We start from the raw sequence: 17,652 nt of genomic DNA on the forward strand, positions 1-17,652 counted from the left end.
GAGACCTTCCCCCCCCAGGTCCGTCGCGGCGTTTTTTATTTCAGCTGCCGGTCCCCCTTCTCCAGCCCTCCGGCACGGCAGCGCGCTTCCTGTGTCGGGATGGTTTCAGGAGCAGCTCGTTCCTCCGCCAGCCGCAACGCTCCGTCGATGCTGGAACCAGCCACCGCGAGAAGGCGTCAATGCGCCCCGCGGCGGAGAAGGCATCGAGAAACCGACCCCGATCGCAAAGAGGGGATTGACGGCAAGAGCCCAGGCGGGCAGGCGCGAGGGGTGGAGAGCGCGCTGGCGCCGGTCAGGCGATCGATGACAGCGTCGCGCGCAGCTCGCCGCCATCGAAGACCCAGAGCTCGCCCGGTCGCCCCGTGGTCCAGGTCTCGTTCGCGGTGAGCGGGCACGTCGCGACCACCGCGACGCGATCCTTCGGGGTCGTGACGGCCGAGAAGTCGACGCGGACATCGTCGTCCACGAGCGTCGCGACGCCGAAGGGCGCTTTGCGGATGATGTGACAGAGCCGGGTTGCGCAGCGGGCGAAGAGGTGGCGCCCGTCGCCGAGCAGGAAGTTGAACGTCCCGTCCTGGCCGAGCTCGCCGCCGAGCGCCGCGACGGCCTCCCAAAGCTCGCTGGGCCGGCGCGGATAGCCGGGGAACGAGCTGCGGAGCCCCTCCAGCAGGTAACAGAAAGCGTGCTCGCTGTCGGTCGTGCCGATGGGATTGAAGCGGCCCAGCGCGCGGCGCCGGACCCGAGGGAGCGTGCCGTTGTGCGCGAAGACCCAGTGGCGGCCCCAGAGCTCGCGCACGAACGGGTGCGTGTTGGCGAGCAGGACGTCGCCGCGGGTGCGGCGCCGGATATGGCCGATCGCGAGCAGCGTCTTGATGGGCGTCTCGCTGAGGAATCGCGCCAGCGGGCTCTCCGCGGCGGGGCTCGGATCGAGGAACACACGCGCGGCGCGCCCCTCGAAGAACGCGAGGCCCCACCCGTCAGCGTGGGGACCGGTGCGGCCACCTCGGTGCCGGAGGCCGTTGAACGAAAAGACGATGTCGGTGGGGACGTTGCATTCCATCCCGAGGAGCTCGCACATGCTCGCGGCTGGACCATATCACCACGGGAGGCCCCTGCGATCTCGAGGGCGAGGCGCCGGCGCGGCCTAGGCACCCCGCCGCACGATCCCGTCGATGGCGCGGCGCGGCGCGATGCGCGGCGTCAGCGGCTCGACTCGCCCTGCTGCAGCGACGCGCGCGGGACGGAGTGGACGAGATCGATGACCGCCTTGACCGTATCGACCGGGGTCTCCGGGATGATGCCGTGGCCGAGGTTGAAGATGTGCCCCGCGCGCCCGCCGGCCTCCGCGAGCACCGCGCGCGCGCGGCGCTCGGCGACGGCGCGCGGCGCGCAGAGCAGCAGCGGATCGAGGTTGCCCTGCACCGCACGGTCGTACCCGATGCGCTGCCACGCCTTGTCGAGCGGCGTGCGCCAGTCGACGCCGATCACCGTGCCGCCGGCGTCGCGCTGCGCCTCCAGGAGCGCCCCCGTGTTCGTGCCGAAGTGGATCACCGGGACCCCGGTCGCCTCGAGGTCGCGGAGGATGTGCCGCACGTGCGGCTGCACGTGCTCGCGGTAGTCGTCGATCGAGAGCGAGCCGACCCACGAGTCGAACAGCTGCACGGCCTGCGCGCCCGCGGCGACCTGCGCGCGCAGCAAGCGGCGGACGACCTCCGAGATCTTGCCCATCAGCGCCGACCACGCCTCGGGATCGCTCCACATCAGCTGCTTCGTGAGCCGGTAGTCGCTCGACTTGCCCCCCTCGACGAGGTAGCTCGCCATGGTGAACGGCGCGCCGGCGAAGCCGATGAGCGGCGTCTTGCCGTCCAGCTCCTTGCGGATGAGGCGCACGGCGTCGAGCACATAGCCGAGGCCCTCCTCGGGCTCGAACACGCGCAGCCGCTCGATGCCGGCCCGGTCGCGCACCGGCTCGTGGATCACCGGGCCCTCGCCCTTCGCGAACTCGAAGGGGGCGCCCATCGGCTCGAGCGGCAGCAGGATGTCGGCGAAGAGGATCGCCGCGTCCATCCCGAGCCGCAGCGGCTGGAGCGTCACCTCGAGCGCGAGCTCGGGCGTCTTGCAGATCTCGAGGAGCGTGTACTTCTTCCTGAGCTCCCGGTACTCGGCCATGTACCGGCCGGCCTGGCGCATGAACCACACGGGCGTGACATCGGTCGGCTCACGCCGGCAGGCGCGCAGGAAGCGATCGTGCATGGAAGGCTCCAGGAGGGGTCGACGGGACGCCGTCGGGACGCCCCTTCATGTCCGTTCAGCCATCGCCCGGCAATGGGTTTCAACCCATCGCCCGCCCGTGGGTCGCCGGAGCGCGGCGTGACCGGGGGCGGCCCGGTCGAGGGGGCGGACCCAAGCGTCGGCTCCGCCGCCGTGTAGACTAGGAATCTATGGCGCGTCCCTCCAGACCTCCCGGCTTTGACATGACGTACAGGCCCGAGAAGCGCATGGCGTTCGGGCCGCCGCTCAAGGAGCGCCTCCCGGCGCTGCTCTACCTGAGCTTCGCCCTCGCCGTCTCGGGGGTGATCTTCTACGGCCAGAACGCTCCCTCGAGCTCCCGGCTCTTCCAGTACGTCGTCGAGGGCGATCGCCACCGGCTCGTCTCCTCGAGCGTCTGCGCGATCATCCTGTGCGTGAGCGCGATCGCGATGGTGCTGCGCGAGCAGATGCGGGGGGTCGTCGTGCACCCGGACGGGATCGAGCTGCGCGAGCTGCTCACCTTCGGGGTGCCGCGCGTGCGGCGCTTCGCGTGGTCGCAGATCGACCGGATGGCGGTGCCCTCCGCGCAGGCGCGCGCCGGCGGCGCGGCGGCGGTCAGCGGGAGCGTGCCGTCGAGCAACATCCGGCTCGATCTCTGGGATGGGTCCCGCACCTGGCTGCCGGACGTCGGAGACAGGATCGCGTTGTCCGTGATGCTGGAGCGGGTCGCCCTGGCGCGAGCGATCCCGATCGAGGGGGGGACCGGGCTGATGGACGATCTCGGGAACCCCCTTCAGGACGACGGCTGAGCTAACGCGCGCTCGACCCGCCCTTCCGCTGCGCGAACTCCTCGCGCACGCCCTGCCGCAGGTCGGGATCGAGCAGGAGATCCGCGCACGTCATCGCCATGGCCTTGGCGGCGATCAGCATCGAGTCCTGGCCGGCGGGGCTCGCGGCGCGCTCGGCGAACGCGTGCTGGTGGCAGGTCGTCTCTCCCTTGCCGCAGATCGCGATCCACGGATGGATGGCGGGGAGCGCATGGGACACGTCGCCCATGTCGGTCGAGCCGGTGCCGACGGCGGGGTCCATCTCCATCGGCGAGCGGCCGAGGGCGCGCAGGTGCTCGCCGAACCGGCGCGCCATCCTCCGGTTGTTGACCATGTTCTTGTAGCCGCCCTGGTCGACGAGCGTGAGCTCGACCCCGCTCGCCATGGCCGCGCCGCGGGCGCAGCGCTCCACGATCGCCCGCACGCGGGCGAGCTCCTCGGTGTCGAGGGCGCGGACCGAGAACTCGGCCACGGCGAGCTCCGGGATGACGTTGACCACCTGACCGCCGTTCTTGATGAACCCGTGCACCCGGACGCCGTCGCGGAAGTGGACGCGCTGGCCGTCGATCAGCCGGAATGTGTCGAGGCACGCCGTGAGCGCGCTGTTCCCGTCCCACGGCGCGAGCGCGGCGTGCGACGGCTTGCCGCGGAACTGGAGCTCGAGCCAGGCGCTGGCCAGCGTGTCGTGCGCGAGCAGGTCGCGGTCGAACGGGTGGAACATCATCGCGGCGTCGACGCCCTCGAAGGCGCCCGCCTCGAGCAGCCGGATCTTGCCGCCGCCCCCCTCCTCCGCGGGCGTCCCGACCAGATCGATGGTGCCGGCCACGGCGTCCTTCTGCCGCGCCAGCGCGAGGAAGGCGCCGAGCGCTCCCGCCGCGATGAGGTTGTGCCCGCAGGCGTGGCCGATCTCCGGGAGCGCGTCGTACTCGGCGAGGATGGCGAGGTGGGGACCCCCGCCCCGCCCGATGCGCGCGCGCAGCGAGGTGGGCATGCCGGCGAGCCCGCGCTCGACCTGGATGCCGCGCTTCTCGACGGCCTCGGCGAGCCAGGCCGCGGCCCTGTGCTCCTCGAACCGGAGCTCGGGGTTCGCGTGGATGCGCGCGGCGATCTCGCGAAGATCCGGGGAAAGGTCGTCGATGTCACGCTGGAGGCGGGTCGGGTCGAGGCTCATGGGGGCGCGCGATACTACTCTGGATCCACGCGGCTCGCCCGGGCCATGGTGGCGCCGGCGGAGGAGCTCCGCCGACGCCGCACGGTGGTCACGCTCGCACGCCGCCCACGGCCACGCTGTCGGGACTTCTCACGGAGCCAGGACCCTCGAATGCACGGACCGCGCAGCTCTCCGCCCCTCTTCTGCTTCGGCGCTTGCCTCGCGGCGGCGCTCGCGTCGCTCGCGCTCGCCGGGTGCGACGCGCCCTCACGCGCGCGGGAGGCGACCGCGCCGGCCGCATCGAGCGCGGCGCCTGCGCCGGCCCCGACGGCCTCGGCGCAGGCCGGGCCCGCCCGCGTCGTGGTCGAGGCGATGGCGATGGGCACGAGGCTGCTCCTCGCCGCCTACACGAGCGAGTCGATGGATGAGGCGGCGATCAGGGCCAGGCTGGACAAGGCGATCGCGGAGATCCGCAGGCTCGAGGGGCTCATGACGACCTGGCGGCCGGAGAGCGAGCTGTCGAGGGTCAACGCGGCGGCCGGGAAGAGCCCGGTGGAGGTGAGCCCGGAGTCGCTCGCCGTGATCGAGAAGAGCCTCTGGATCAGCGAGCGCTCGGAGGGGGTCTTCGACATCACCTTCGAGGCGATGCACGGGCTCTGGAAGTTCGACGAGGACATCGACGACAACGTGCCGCGCAAGGAAGACGTCGAGCGGGCGCGCGCGCTCATCGATCACAGGCAGATCAAGATCGATCGCGCGCGGCGCACGGTGATGCTCGGGAAGCCGGGGATGCGGATGAGCCTCGGCGGGATCGCGAAGGGCTACGCCGTCGACGCCGCGGCGCGGGTGCTGCGGGGGGAGGGGCTGACGTCGTTCTTCGTGCAGGCCGGCGGCGACCTGTACATCGCCGGAAAGAAGCCGGACGGGTCGCGGTGGAGGGCAGGGGCGCGGGATCCTCGCGGCAAGGACGCGAACGACTCGTTCGCGATGATCGAGGTCGAGGACCACGCGTTCTCGACGGCGGGCGACTACGAGCGGAGCTTCATCAAGGACGGCAGGCGCTATCACCACATCATCGATCCGCGGACCGGCTTCCCGGCGACGGAGAGCCGGAGCGTGACCATCTGGGCGAAGGACGCGCTGACCGCGGACGCCGTCGATGACGCGGTGTTCATCCTGGGGGCCGAGAAGGGGCTCGCGCTCGTCGAGTCGATCGAGGACTGCGGCGCGGTGATCGTCGACCGGAACAACAAGGTGTGGGTGTCGAAGCGGCTGGAAGGGAAGGTCGAGCTGCTCCGCCAGCCGACCGACGGGCTGTAGCAGGAGGCGCCCGGCTCGCCGCCCTCACCGCCCCTTGTAGACAGGCTTCCGCTTCTCGGCGAACGCGCGCAGCGCCTCCAGCCGATCCTCGCTGCGCAGCGTCTCGTCGTAGTGGACCCGCTCGATCTCGAGCCCGAGCGAGAGCGGCACGTCATAGCCGTCCTCGATCGCCCCGAGCGCCGCGGCCTGCGCGATGGGCGCGCCGCTCGCGATCGGCTCGATCCACGCGATCGCGTCGTCGAGCACCGGCGTCCCTTCGGGTGACACCCGGTTCACGAGGCCCCAGGCGAGCGCCTCGGGCGCGGTGAGCCTCCTGCCGAGCAGGATCATCTCCTTCGCCCTCGCCTCGCCGACGATCCGCGGCAGCCGCTGCGTGCCGCCCGCGCCCGGGATGATGCCGAGCGACGTCTCCGGCAGCGCGAGCTCGGCGTGCGGGGCCGCCACCCGGAGATCGCAGATGAGCGCGAGCTCCAGCCCCCCGCCGAAGGCGACGCCGTTGATCGCCGCGATCACAGGCTTCGGGCTCCGCGCCAGCCCCCCGAGCTCCGTCCGGTACAGGCCCACCTGACGACGGACGTCGTCGGGGCTCATGCCCTGCCGCTCCTTCAGGTCGGCGCCGGCGCAGAACGCCTTGTCCCCGGCGCCCGTGATCACGATCGCGCGCACCTCCGGGTCGTCCACGAGCTCGCGCCCGAGGCGCCCGAAGGCGAGCAGCGCGTCGCGGGAGAGCGCGTTGCGGCGATCCGCCCGATCGAGGGTGAGCACCGCGACCGCGCCGCGCCGGTCGAGCTTCACGGGAGGGGCTTCCGACATGGAGTTTCCCTAGCCGCCGCCCGGCGGCGCGGCAAACGGGCTAGCTCACTTGGCGTCGGCCGCCTTCTTGGGCTTTGTGCTCGCCGCCTCGAGCTTGCCCAGCCGCGCCCTGATCTCCGCGTTGTCGCGCCGCAGCGCCTCGAGCTCGTCCCGCAGCCGATCCAGCTCTCGCTTGCCGGCCCCGCCGAGATCGCGCAAGACCTCGCGGATCCGCCGGCGCACCCGGCCGTCGAGATCGCGGTCGAGCTGCCGCTGGAGCGCGCCGCGCGACCGGCCGTCGCCGAGATCGCCCAGCGCGCGCGCGACGTCGACCCGCAGGTACGGATCCGGCTGATCGAGCAGCTCCTCGAGGAGCTCGCGCGTCCGCCGATCGCTGGAGAGCTTCGGCAGCGCCAGGATCGCCGCCCGCCGCCCCCGCGTCGGGACGCCGTAGCGCGTGCGGGCCGTCAGGTGCGGCACGGCGCGCTCGTCCCTCAGGTTGGCCAGCCCGTCGATCACGCCGCAGCGGATGACCTCGCCCCACGAGGGGCGATCGAGGAGATCGACGAGCGTGTCGAACCCCGAGCTCTGCCGCGTGGCCCCGAGCGCGCGCGCCGCCTCGGCCTGCACCAGGTAGCTCGCGTCGCGCAGGGCCAGCTTGCCGAGGGCCTCCGCCGCCTTGGACGACCTGAAGTTGCCGAGCGCGCTCGCGACCGCCCGGCGCACCTTCGGGTGCTCCACGCCGGCGTTGCCCTCGAGCAGCGCGAACGCCGCGCTCGACTGGAGGGCGCCGAGCGCGCTCGCGGCGGCGGCGCGCACCCCCCAGAACTCCCGCGCGTCCGAGAGCGACTGCCCGAGCGCCCGCGTGGTCGGCGGGTCGTCGCGCCGCGAGAGCGGCTTCGCGGCGAGCATCCGGCCGCGCGCCGTCGGCGCGTGGGCGAGCTGCGCCCGCAGCAGATCGCTGGGCGCGTCGACCCTGACCTCGCCGAGGATCCTGAAGTCCGGATCGACCACCACGAAGCGGGGCCGCCGCGGGAGCGGGATGACGAAGGTGTGCGCCTGCTGGTCGACGCGCCGCACCTCGCGGCGCGTGCTCGATCCCTTGCCCTCGGTGAAGCCGAAATCGAGCACCAGGTCGAACGCGAAGACGGGCGGCGTCGAGGCGTCCGGCTGGAGCGCGTGCTCCCGGCTGGGGTGCTGCCCCGTCGCCTGGGACTGCTTCACCGTCACGGTGCACTGATCGCCCTCGATCTCGATCTTCACGTCGAGCTCGGGGTGCCCGGCGCGGAAGACCCACTGCTCGAAGAAACGCTCCAGCGACTTGCCGCTCACGTCCTCGAGCGCGCGGGCCAGATCCCGCGTCTCCGCGACCCCGCGCGCGTGGCGCGTCAGGTAGGTGCCTACCCCGCGCCAGAAGAGCTCTTCCCCGAGCTCCCGGCGGAGGAGGTGCAGCACGAGCCCGCCCTTCTCGTAGAGGTGCCGATCGAAGACGTCGAGCGGCGCGTCGTAGTCCTGACAGACGATGGGCCGCCGGTAACGCCCGCGCGCCTCGCCGAGGTACGAGTCGAGATCGGCCTTCACGCCGTGATCGTACTCGTCGGCGCCGAGGTGGTGCTCGCGATAGACGTGCTCCATGAACGTCGCGAACCCCTCGTTGAGCCAGCCGTGCGACCAGTCGCGGCAGGTCACCAGATCGCCGAACCACTGGTGCGCGAGCTCGTGGGCGATGAGATCGTCCGACGAGATGTCGAGCGCCGCCCGCTCGTCGAGCAGGATGTGCTCGTACATCGTGGTGGCGGTCGTGTTCTCCATCCCTCCGAAGATGAAGTCGCTCACCACCACCTGCGCGTAGCGGCGGAAAGGATATTTGACGCCGAGCTTCTCGCTGAAGTGGCGGATCATGTCCGGCGTGCGCGCGAACGTGCGGCGGCCGTCCTCCTCGCGCCCCTTCGGCACGAAGTACGCGAGCGGGACGTCGAGCGCCGCGTCGTCGATGCGGGCGAACTCGCCCGCGACCAGCGTGAACAGGTAGCTCGGGTGAGGCTCGTCCAGCCGGTAGTGGTAGGCGCCCTCCTTCTGCGATCTCGCGTCGCTCTCGAGCTCGCCGTTCGACAGGCAGTACCAGCCCGGCGGCACCTGCGCGCGGAGCTCGGTCGTCTGCTTGATGTGGGGCTTGTCGATGCACGGGAAGATGTGGCGCGCGTCCTCGTCCTGACACTGCGTCCAGACCTGCCGCGGGCGGTCGGGGACGTGCTCGTCCGGCTGGAGGAAATACATCCCCCGCCGCGGCGTCGCCCGGTACCGGACCAGGATCGACGCCTCGGCCTCGTCGAGCGGCACGGCGACGCGGAGCGTCTCGCCGTCGTACGTGTGCTCGGCCGGGTGGAACGCGCCGCTCGCCGCCTTGCCCGCGCCGCGCCGGGGCTTCGCGGCGCGCGCGGCCCCGGCGCTGATCTCGACCGCCTCGATGTCGAAGCCGATGGCGTCGAGCGCGATCTCGCGCGCGCCCGGGTCGACGCGGACCGCGTCGAGCCGCGCCGTGCCGCGGATCGAGCGCGCCTCGACGTCGAGGGCGAGATCGAGGGCGATGTGCCGGATCGTGAAGGGGCGCGAGCGCTCGTAGACGCGCCTCGTCCCGGCCAACGTGAAGGGGCGGGACGCGGCCGCGAACTCGGACGACGACAGCACGGAGCCGCAGGCGCAGCGCGAGTGGAGCCGGTACTCTAGGGACATCTCCGCGGAGTTTCCCCGCGCGGCGCCCGGTGCTGCAAGCAAGAACTCGTGTGCTGGGGCGAGCCGCCGGGCAGATCAGCCCGTCTTGAGGCCGTCGAGCACCTCGAGCGCGAGCTCGTACTTGCCGAGGGGCGGCATCAGGTAGGCGCCCTGCACCCGATCGCGCACCGAGAAGAGCATCTCGCGGGCGATCTTCACCCCTTCCTTGCGCGCCTCGGGGCCGGCCGGCACCTTGCGCATGCGCTCGCGGATCTCCTCCGGGATCTGCATGCCCGGCACCTCGTTGTGGAGGAACTCGGCGTTCTTGTGGCTGACGAGCGGCAGCACGCCGACGAGCACCGGCATCCCCAGGTGCTCGATGCGCCGCAGCACCTTCTCGAGCAGATCCTGGTGGAAGATCGGCTGGGTCATGATGATGTCGGCCCCCGCGGCGCGCTTCCGTTCGAGGCGGGCGATCTCCCTGTCGAGGTCCTGCGCGCCGGGCTCGAGCCCCGTCGCGAGCAGGAACGACGTCTTGCCGCCCGGGATCGGCTTGCCGGCCGGGTCGAGGCCGCGGTTCATGGTGCTCGCCATGTTGAGCAGCCCGATCGAGTCGAGGTCGTAGACGGCGGTCGCCTCCGGGTAGTCGCCGACCTTCGGCGGATCGCCCGTGATGACGACGAGGTTCTTGATGCCGATCGCGTGGGCGCCGAGCAGGTGCGCCATCTGGCCGATGAGGTTCCGATCGCGGCCGCAGACGTGCAGGATCGGCTCGATGCCGTAGCGCTGGACCAGGAGCGAGCAGAAGGCGAGGTTCGTCATCCGCGCGGTGGCCCGCGGGCCGTCGGCGACGTTCACGACGTCGACGCCGCTGTCGATGAGCATCTTCGCGGCGTTCAGCGCGCTCTCGGGGTTCAGGCCCGGCGCCGGGTTCACCTCCACGGAGACGACGAACTTGCCCGCCGCGATCTTCGCCGCGAGGGGGCTCCGCTCGCCGAGCGGCGTGGGCTCGAGCCCCGTGGGCGCGTCCATCGTGACGTGCGGCCGCGCGGCCACCTCGGGCGCGGCGCCGCCGCGGAGCATGCGGGCCGACTTGGCCATCCACTTGACGTGCTCCGGCGTGGTCCCGCAGCAGCCGCCGATCATCGCCGCGCCGGCCTGGATCATGCGGCGGGCGAAGACGTCGAAGTACTCGGGCGTCGCCATGTAAAGCTGGCGGCCGTCGACCGTGCGGGGCAGGCCCGCGTTCGGCTGCACGCAGAGCGGGAGCCCCGCGGTCACCATCCGCTCCGCCATCGCGAGCGACAGCTGCGGGCCGTCGCCGCAGTTGACCCCGAGCAGGTCGACGCCCCAGTCCCGCAGCGTCCGCGCGACGCGCTCCGGCTCGCTGCCGTCCGCCGCGACGCCGCTCGTGTCGAACGTCATCGACGCGAGGACCGGGAGGGCCGGCGCGGCCGCCCGCGCCGCGTCGATGGCGAGCTTGATCTCGTCAAGGTGGCGGAATGTTTCGAGGATCAGGAGGTCTGCGCCGCCCTCGGCGAGCGCGCCCGCCTGCTCGGCGAACGTGGCGGCCGCGGCGGCGAGGTCGTCGCGCGTGGCGACGCCGGGCACGAGCCCGGTCGGGCCGATCGAGCCGGCGACGTACGCGTCGCCGCCCGCGACCTCGCGCGCGAGGCGCGCGCCCGCGAGGTTGAGGTTGCGCACCTCGTTGACGAGCCCGTACCGATCGAGCCGGAACCTGTTCGCGCCGAAGGTGTTCGTCTCGATGACGTTCGCGCCCGCCGCGACGTACTCGGCGTGGATCTTCTTCACGAGATCGGGGCGCGCGACGTTGAGCTGCTCGAAGTTCTGGGTGACGAACACCCCGCGCTCGTAGAGCAGCGAGCCCATCGCGCCGTCGAACACGAGGATCGAACGTCGGAGCGCGTCGAGGAACGGGGCCTCTGGCCTGCGGGACATGGAGCGCATCGTAGGGGCGCTCCGGCTTCTCAGGAAGGGGGGGCGCGACGCGGTTGACGGCGCGGCGCGGATCTCGGTAGGGCAGTTCTCGAGATGAGCACGCCCCGATGGCTTCAAGCATTCGCCCTGGCGGTCTCCGCCGCTGCTCCGCTCCTCGCCGCCCCCTCGGCGGCGCACGCCTGGGATCCGGTGGTGCACCGCTCGGACGCAGGCGTGGATCTCTACCTGTGGAGCGCCCGTGATTTCGGCACATCGCTCGCCGCCGTCCCGTTCGTGCAGTTCGAGCCGACGCCGGATCTGTTCATCAACCTGAAGTTCCCGCTGGCGCTCTCGTTCGACGGCCCGGGAGATCTCGAGGACCCGGACCGCCAGTCGCGCGCCGCGCTCGGCAACCCGACGTTCACGCTCTACTACTCGGACGCGGGCCGCAAGCTCACCTGGTACGCGGGCGGCCGCGCCGGCCTGCCGCTCGGCGCGGTCGACGGCTACGACTGGCACGTGGCCAGGGGCTTCAGCGCGTCGGCGATGGCCTATTACGATCTGCACCTCTGGGCGGCGAACGCGCTCCCGGTCGGCGGCCTCGGCGGCATCGAGTACCGCTTCGGGAGGTCCTTCGTGCTCCGGGCGGGCGGGGACCTCACGTTCTTCATCCCGGTGGGGGACGGCCTCCGGCGCGGGTTCATCGACGACTCCGACGATCTCGACACGGTGTTCCAGGCGAAGGTCGAGCCCGAGTTCCAGAGCCGCGCCGGCTTTGGCGGCGGCGTGGCGCTCCAGACGGTCTGGGTGCCGTCGTCGGTCTACGACGACCAGGGGCAGGTCTCGCTGCTGCCGTATTTCGTGTACGACAGCCAGAAGACCTTCTTCATGCGGGCCGGCCTGCTCCTCGCGCTGGACGAGCCGCTCGGGCCCGCGTTCGACAGGGGGCAGGTGGCGTCCCTTTATCTGCAGTTCGGCGGGCACATCGACTAGCGTGCTGCGCGGTTCGAGAGAGCGAGAGATGAGCCGGACATGACCCGTCGCCGCGCCATCACCTGGGGCGCCGCCGCCGTCGCCGTGCTCGCGCTCGTGCTCGTCTGGCTCAAGCTCAGCCGCTTTCCGCCGGACACGACGCCCGAGGGCGCCTATCTCCGCATCGCGTACAGCATCGGCGTCAGCGACCCGCGCGCGTGCTTCCCGTACCTCGAGGACCGGGCGCAGCACGCGGCGTACACAATCCGCGACTACCGGCGGAAGGCGAGCGAGCGGATCGAGGCGAGCTACCCGGAGCCGGAGCGCGCGCGCCTGCTCGAGCAGTACCGCGCCCACGCGATGGCCGAGGACGGGGCGGACGTGTGGGTCGACATGGCCATGAAGCAGGGCTTCGTCGCGCGCCTCCGGCGCGACCTGTCCGGCATCGGGAAGGTCGAGGTGACGGGCGAGCGGGCCACGGTCGAGACGGCGCGCGGCACGCGGTACCCGTTCCGCAAGCGAGACAACGGCATCTGGGGGCTCACGCTGTTCACCGCGGACCTCGTGGCCGAGGCCGAGCGCGCCGCGCGGGACTGGGACGTCGTCGAGAAGGCCGCGCTCGACTACGAGCGGGGGCGGTGAGGGATGTGAACCCTCCACAAAGACGTCACGACGCGGTGTCGTCGAAGCCGGATCTCGCGCCGTCGGGGTTCTTCGCGCTCCGCACGCCGCTCCTGCCGTTCACCGCATGGCTGCAATTCGGCGCCGGCCTCCAGGCCGCGGGCGCGATGGGCAGCCCTCTGGGGCTCGCCGAAGCCATTGAGCGAGATCGCGCGACGCTCCGGCGACGCCTGCGCGATCTCGTCCTGCGCCCCGAGATCCGCGAGGCGATCTTCGTCGCTTCGCCTTCGCTCGACGAGAGCATCGAGGCGTGGCTCCGCGACGACAAGGATCCGAGGGACAAGATCCAGCGATCGGTCTTGCGCTACTTCGCGCGCATGACCGGGCGCGCGACCCCGTTCGGCCTCTTCTCCGGGTGCTCGATAGGCAGCCTCGGGAGCCGCTCCCGCCTCTCGATCGCCCCGCGCGCGGCGTACGAGAGCCACACGCGCCTCGACATGGATTATCTGTTTTCCCTGACGGAGGAGATCGGCAGGAGCCCGGCGCTCCGGCAGGCCATCCGCTACTACCCCAATACCAGCCTTTTCCGCCTGGGCGGGCGCTGGCGGTACGTGAAGGCCCACGTCCGGGAGAGCAGGCGCGATTATCACCTGATCGCGGCGGACGCCACCGACTACCTCGACGCGACGATCGAGCGCGCGCGGAGCGGGGAGACGATAGACGCGCTCGCGCGCGCGCTCGTGCAAGGAGATCCCGAAGGCGAAATCACCCACGCCGACGCGGCTGAATTCGTCGGCGAGCTCATTTCGAACCAGATCTTGACCTCGCGGCTGACGCCTCCGGTGACGGGGCAAGAGCCCATTCACCCTCTCATCGCGGATCTCGAGGCGCTGCCCGCGGGCGCGGAGGCGGCGGAGATCCTCGCGGGCGTGCGCGAGGAGATCGCGGCCATCGACCGCGCCCCCCTCGGATCCTCGCCGGCTGCGTACCGCAGCATCGCGCGTCGTCTCGAGGCGCTCCCCGCGAAGGTGGCGCTGTCACGGCTCTTCCAGGTCGATCTGGTAAAGCCCGCCGACGCCACGCTGGGCCCGCACGTCGTCAGCGCGTTCGTGCGCGGCGTCGAGCTGCTCCACAAGACGTCGCGGCGGCCTCGCGCAGGCCTCCTGAGCCGCTTTCGCGAGGCGTTCGTCCGGCGCTTCGAGGGGCGTGAGGTGCCGCTCGTCGAAGCGCTGGACGAGGAGCTCGGCGTCGGCTTCGAGCCGATGTCCCGAGGCGCGGAGAACGCGCCGCTGCTCGACGGGATCGCCCTCCCACCGCCGGCCCATGAAGAGATGAGCCCGTGGGGCGTACGCGAGAGGCTGCTCGTGCGAAAGCTCCAGGAGGCGGCGGCAGCGGGCGCCACGGCGATCGACCTCTCCACCGAGGACATCGACGCGCTGAGCGACAAAGATCCCCCTCCGCTCCCCGATGCCTTCTGTGTGATGGGGACGGTGCTGTCCGCGTCGCCGGAGGAGCTCGATCGGGGCGCCTTTCGCCTCTCGTTCACCATGATGATCGGCCCGTCGGGGGCCCGCTTGATCGGGCGCTTCTGCCACGCCGATCGCCGCCTTCAGGCGCTCGTCGAGGAGCACCTCCGCGCCGAAGAGGCCTGTCGACCCGATGCCATCTTTGCAGAGATCACCCACCTCCCCGAGGGGCGAGTGGGCAACATCGCGTGCCGCCCTGTCTTGCGCGATCACGAGATTGTCTTCTTGGGGCGCTCCGGAGCGCCTGACGAACGGCAAATCCCGGTCACCGATCTCCTGGTGTCCGTCTGGGGCGATCGCATTGTCCTTCGCTCGAAGCGCCTGGGTCGCGAGGTCGTTCCGCGCATGACCAACGCGCACAACTTCGCCGCGCGGAGCCTGGGCATATACCGCTTCCTTTGCTCCCTCCAAGGGCAGGGGAGCACCGGCGGGCTGGGGTGGAGCTGGGGCGCGCTGGAGTCGGCGCCATTCCTGCCGCGTGTCACCTCGGGCAAGCTCATTCTCTCCCGCGCCCTGTGGAACCTCAGCGAGAAGGAGCTCCGTGCCCTCGGCGCGGCGCAGGAGGGCGCAGAGCTCGAGGCGATCAGCCAGCTCCGCGCGGCGAGGAAGCTGCCCCGCTGGGTTGCGCTGCAGGAGGGGGATCACGAGCTCCCGCTCGACCTCGAGAATGTGCTCAGCGTCGAGACGTTCGTCCACCTGGTGAAGCAGCGGACGAGCGCGGCGCTTGTCGAGATGTTCCCGGACGAGCTCTGCGCGGAGGGGCCGGAGGGGCGATTCGTTCACGAGATCGTGCTCCCGTTCGTGCGGACGCCCCGCGAGCCCCCGGAGGGAACATCGCGGCCCGCCCGAACGATCGCGCGTTCGCAGCGCACGTTTCCGCCCGGATCTGCGTGGCTTTACGCGAAGCTCTACACGGGGACGGCGACGGCAGACCGCGTCCTCGTCGATTCGATCGCGCCGATGGTCGCGCGCGCCATGACATCCGGGGGAGCACATGGGTGGTTCTTCATCCGCTACGGCGATCCCGAGTGGCACCTGCGGCTCCGTTTTCGCGGGGATCCGGCGAGGCTTCACGCCGACGTGCTCCCGGCGCTCCACGCGGGGGTGGGGCCGCTGCTCGACGACGGCCTTGTGTGGAGGCTCCAGCTCGACACCTACGAGCGCGAAACGGAGCGCTACGGCGGCCCTGAAGGCATGGCGCTCTCCGAGCAGCTCTTTCACGCGGACAGCGATGCCGCGCTCGATCTGTTGGGCTTCCTAGCGGGGGCCGACGCCGCGGACGACGCCCGGTGGCGTCTCGCCCTGTGCGGCATGGACATGCTCCTCGACGATTTCGAGCTCGACCTCGAGGCCAAGGCCGCTATCGCCGAGCGCGCTCGGCGCGCCTTCGCTTCGGAGTTTCGCGTGAACGTCGCCTTGACGAGGACGCTCGGCGATAAATACCGCAAGGAGTCGAAGGCGCTCGGGGCGCTCCTTGATCGTCCGGACGGCGACGAGGACGATGGGGTGCGTCCGCTCGCGCCGGGCATCGCGATCCTCCGGCGGCGTTCAGAGAGGCTAGCCCCTGTCGCCCAGGCGCTGCGCGCGGCTGAGCGAGCGCAGCGCCTGTCGCTCCCCCTCGCCGAGCTCTTGCCGAGCTACCTCCATATGTTCGCCAACCGCCTCTTGCACGCCGAGGCGCGCGCGCAAGAGCTCGTGCTCTACGATCTCTTGGCCCGACTCTATGGATCGCGGCTCGCCCGCGCACGGAAGCGACAATGACCACGGCTTCGTCCTGGCAGCCGCTCGTCACCGGCTCGCTGGCGGAGCGCCTCCACGCGTCGATCGACGAGGTCCTCGTGGCCGTCAAGGCGCGATCCACCCCGGAGGATCCGTGGATCGCGCTGCTCTACGAGTACGCCGATCGTGCCGCTCGTTCGAGGGAGCACGCTGCGACGGCCCAGGAGATCTTCGAGCGGGCGGCCGCGTCGCTCGCGGAGGGCGCGCACTCCCCGGCGCTCCATGGCGGGTTCACCGGTGTTGCGTGGCTCGCGGCCCACCTCGTGGACATGGACGCGGGCGACGAGGATCCCAACGAAGACATCGACGCGGCGCTGCGGGCGCTCCTCTCGCGGTCGCCGTGGCCCTTCGAGTACGATCTCGCCGGTGGGCTCGTCGGCATCGGTGTCTATTTCATCGAGCGCCTCAGGGCGCCGAGCACACGCGCCGTCGCGGCCGAGTGCCTGGAGTCGATCGTCGAGCGGCTCGCGGAGCTCGCGCTGCACTCGAGCGCCGGGGTGGCGTGGTTCACGCAACCCATGAACCTGCCCGCATGGCAACGCGCGCTCGCGCCGAAAGGCTACTACAACTTCGGTGTCGCCCACGGCATCCCCGGGATCCTCGCGCTCCTGGCGCAGGTGTGCGAGTCGAACATCGGCGGCTCTCGCGCGCGCGAGCTCCTCGGGCGAGGCGTCGACTGGCTGCTCGCGCAGCCTCCCGCCCAAGGGGCCCTCCGTTTCCCGAGCTGGCGCGTCGACGACGATGCCCCCGGCGCGGCCGAACGTTCACGCTTCGGCTGGTGTTACGGCGACCTCGGGGTCTCGGCGGCGCTCCTTCGCTCGGCCCGGTGCGTGGGAGAGCCTCGATGGGAACGCGAGGCCATCGCGATCGCGCGCAATGGAGCGGCCCGGTGCGGCGACAGCGCGGTCGTGCGCGATGCGGGGCTGTGCCACGGGACTGCAGGGATCGCGCACCTCTTCAACCGCATGGCCCAGGCGACGGGGGACGCGGTCCTGGAGGATGCGGCCCGCCATTGGTTCGAGCGGACCCTCGAGATGCGTCACCTGGGCGCGGGGATCGCCGGCTACCGTGCATGGCGCACGGATTCGACGTCATGCTGGGAAGACGTGCCTGGTTTCCTAGAGGGGGCGGCGGGGGTCGGTCTTGCCCTGCTCGGAGCGACGAGCGACGTGGAGCCCAACTGGGACAGGCTCCTGCTCGTCTCGATCCCGCCTCGGGGATCATCGAGAGGCGCAGGCGACGCCGATCAGGGGCAGTCGCGGTAGCACGAAGTAAAGATCGAACAGACGGGGGTGGTCGGGAGCAGGGCGGGCTGCTCTTGCTGCGGAGCGGGCACGCCGTCGGCCGCGTTGCGCTCCTGGGACGTGAGAATGCGGACGGTCTGGAGGCTGAGGGTCAGTTTTTTGGCAGGCTTCATAACGCATGATGGTCCGCTTGCATCTCTGCAATGTCAAGGAGACGTAGATAAAAATCAGTTGTTCCAGAGGGCCGCCGGCGACGCATGGCTTGTTTGTAGTGGTCGCATCGCTCGTCACGATGGAATTCAATGGCAATGGAACGGGAATCGGCGCGGGTGACAAAGTTCACCCGAGGCCGCCACGTCGCCGCCGTCGCCCTCGAAAATCATAGAAGCTTCGCCCCTTGCGCCTGTCGCGCCGTGATCCGCGCGACGCGGGGCAGAGGCACGAACAGCCGTTTGGGACGAAACCTTGGCGTATCTGCCGGCCAGGCCGTTGGGGGTGCGGGGCATGGGTGGCCGGACGTG

12 protein-coding genes are annotated in these 17,652 nt (G+C 71.1%); 6 read left to right on the forward strand and 6 right to left on the reverse strand.

All coding sequences use genetic code 11. The annotated features are described in order from the left end of the window. Positions 1-292: 292 nt before the first annotated feature. Positions 293-1,078, reverse strand: a complete 786-nt coding sequence (locus WME90_RS45410) for a class II glutamine amidotransferase (protein ID WP_437278345.1) — start codon at positions 1,076-1,078, stop codon at positions 293-295. Positions 1,079-1,200: 122 nt separating this feature from the next. Continuing rightward, entirely contained in the window at positions 1,201-2,253 is a 1,053-nt protein-coding gene (gene hemE / locus WME90_RS45415; protein ID WP_437278346.1) for a uroporphyrinogen decarboxylase, read from the reverse strand. A gap of 221 nt (positions 2,254-2,474) precedes the next feature. On the opposite strand from hemE, the gene WME90_RS45420 reads away from it, so the two are divergent. Beyond that, entirely contained in the window at positions 2,475-3,059 is a 585-nt protein-coding gene (locus WME90_RS45420) for a hypothetical protein (protein ID WP_437278347.1), read from the forward strand. Position 3,060: 1 nt separating this feature from the next. Here WME90_RS45420 and WME90_RS45425 read toward each other — a convergent pair whose 3' ends face one another. Then, positions 3,061-4,248 (reverse strand): M20 family metallopeptidase, encoded by a 1,188-nt coding sequence (locus tag WME90_RS45425; RefSeq protein WP_437278348.1) that lies wholly within the window; start codon positions 4,246-4,248, stop codon positions 3,061-3,063. 150 nt (positions 4,249-4,398) lie between these two features. Here WME90_RS45425 and WME90_RS45430 point away from each other — a divergent pair, with 150 nt between their 5' ends. After that, on the forward strand, positions 4,399-5,547 hold the full coding sequence (locus WME90_RS45430; RefSeq protein WP_437278349.1) for an FAD:protein FMN transferase: 1,149 nt from the start codon (positions 4,399-4,401) through the stop codon (positions 5,545-5,547). A 24-nt stretch (positions 5,548-5,571) separates the two neighbouring features. Here the strand turns inward: WME90_RS45430 and WME90_RS45435 are convergent, their stop codons facing one another. From WME90_RS45435 to WME90_RS45445, 3 genes are all read right to left on the reverse strand, one after another. Then, positions 5,572-6,360 (reverse strand): enoyl-CoA hydratase-related protein, encoded by a 789-nt coding sequence (locus WME90_RS45435; RefSeq protein WP_437278350.1) that lies wholly within the window; start codon positions 6,358-6,360, stop codon positions 5,572-5,574. 45 nt (positions 6,361-6,405) lie between these two features. After that, positions 6,406-9,072, reverse strand: a complete 2,667-nt coding sequence (locus WME90_RS45440) for a M1 family aminopeptidase (protein ID WP_437278351.1) — start codon at positions 9,070-9,072, stop codon at positions 6,406-6,408. 75 nt (positions 9,073-9,147) lie between these two features. Next, complete coding sequence (locus tag WME90_RS45445) at positions 9,148-11,010, reverse strand: bifunctional homocysteine S-methyltransferase/methylenetetrahydrofolate reductase (RefSeq protein ID WP_437278352.1); 1,863 nt, start codon at positions 11,008-11,010, stop codon at positions 9,148-9,150. Between the two features lie 93 nt (positions 11,011-11,103). Between WME90_RS45445 and WME90_RS45450 the strand changes: the two genes are divergently transcribed. Genes WME90_RS45450 through WME90_RS45465 form a run of 4 tightly spaced genes read left to right on the forward strand, consistent with a single transcriptional unit; the run spans position 11,104 to position 17,152 of the window. Next, the gene (locus WME90_RS45450; protein ID WP_437278353.1) at positions 11,104-11,982 is read left to right on the forward strand and encodes a hypothetical protein; all 879 of its coding nucleotides are present in this window, start codon (positions 11,104-11,106) and stop codon (positions 11,980-11,982) included. A gap of 39 nt (positions 11,983-12,021) precedes the next feature. Continuing rightward, on the forward strand, positions 12,022-12,603 hold the full coding sequence (locus WME90_RS45455) for a hypothetical protein (RefSeq protein ID WP_437278354.1): 582 nt from the start codon (positions 12,022-12,024) through the stop codon (positions 12,601-12,603). Then, positions 12,600-15,869, forward strand: coding sequence for a lantibiotic dehydratase (locus tag WME90_RS45460; RefSeq protein ID WP_437278355.1), 3,270 nt, complete (start codon positions 12,600-12,602; stop codon positions 15,867-15,869). Before WME90_RS45455 ends, WME90_RS45460 begins: the two co-directional genes overlap by 4 nt. Next, the gene (locus tag WME90_RS45465; protein WP_437278356.1) at positions 15,866-17,152 is read left to right on the forward strand and encodes a lanthionine synthetase C family protein; all 1,287 of its coding nucleotides are present in this window, start codon (positions 15,866-15,868) and stop codon (positions 17,150-17,152) included. The genes WME90_RS45460 and WME90_RS45465 overlap by 4 nt, the downstream gene beginning before the upstream one ends. Positions 17,153-17,652: the final 500 nt, after the last annotated feature.

It is taken from the genome of Sorangium sp. So ce375 (genome assembly GCF_051473855.1).
Taxonomy (GTDB): domain Bacteria; phylum Myxococcota_A; class Polyangia; order Polyangiales; family Polyangiaceae; genus Sorangium.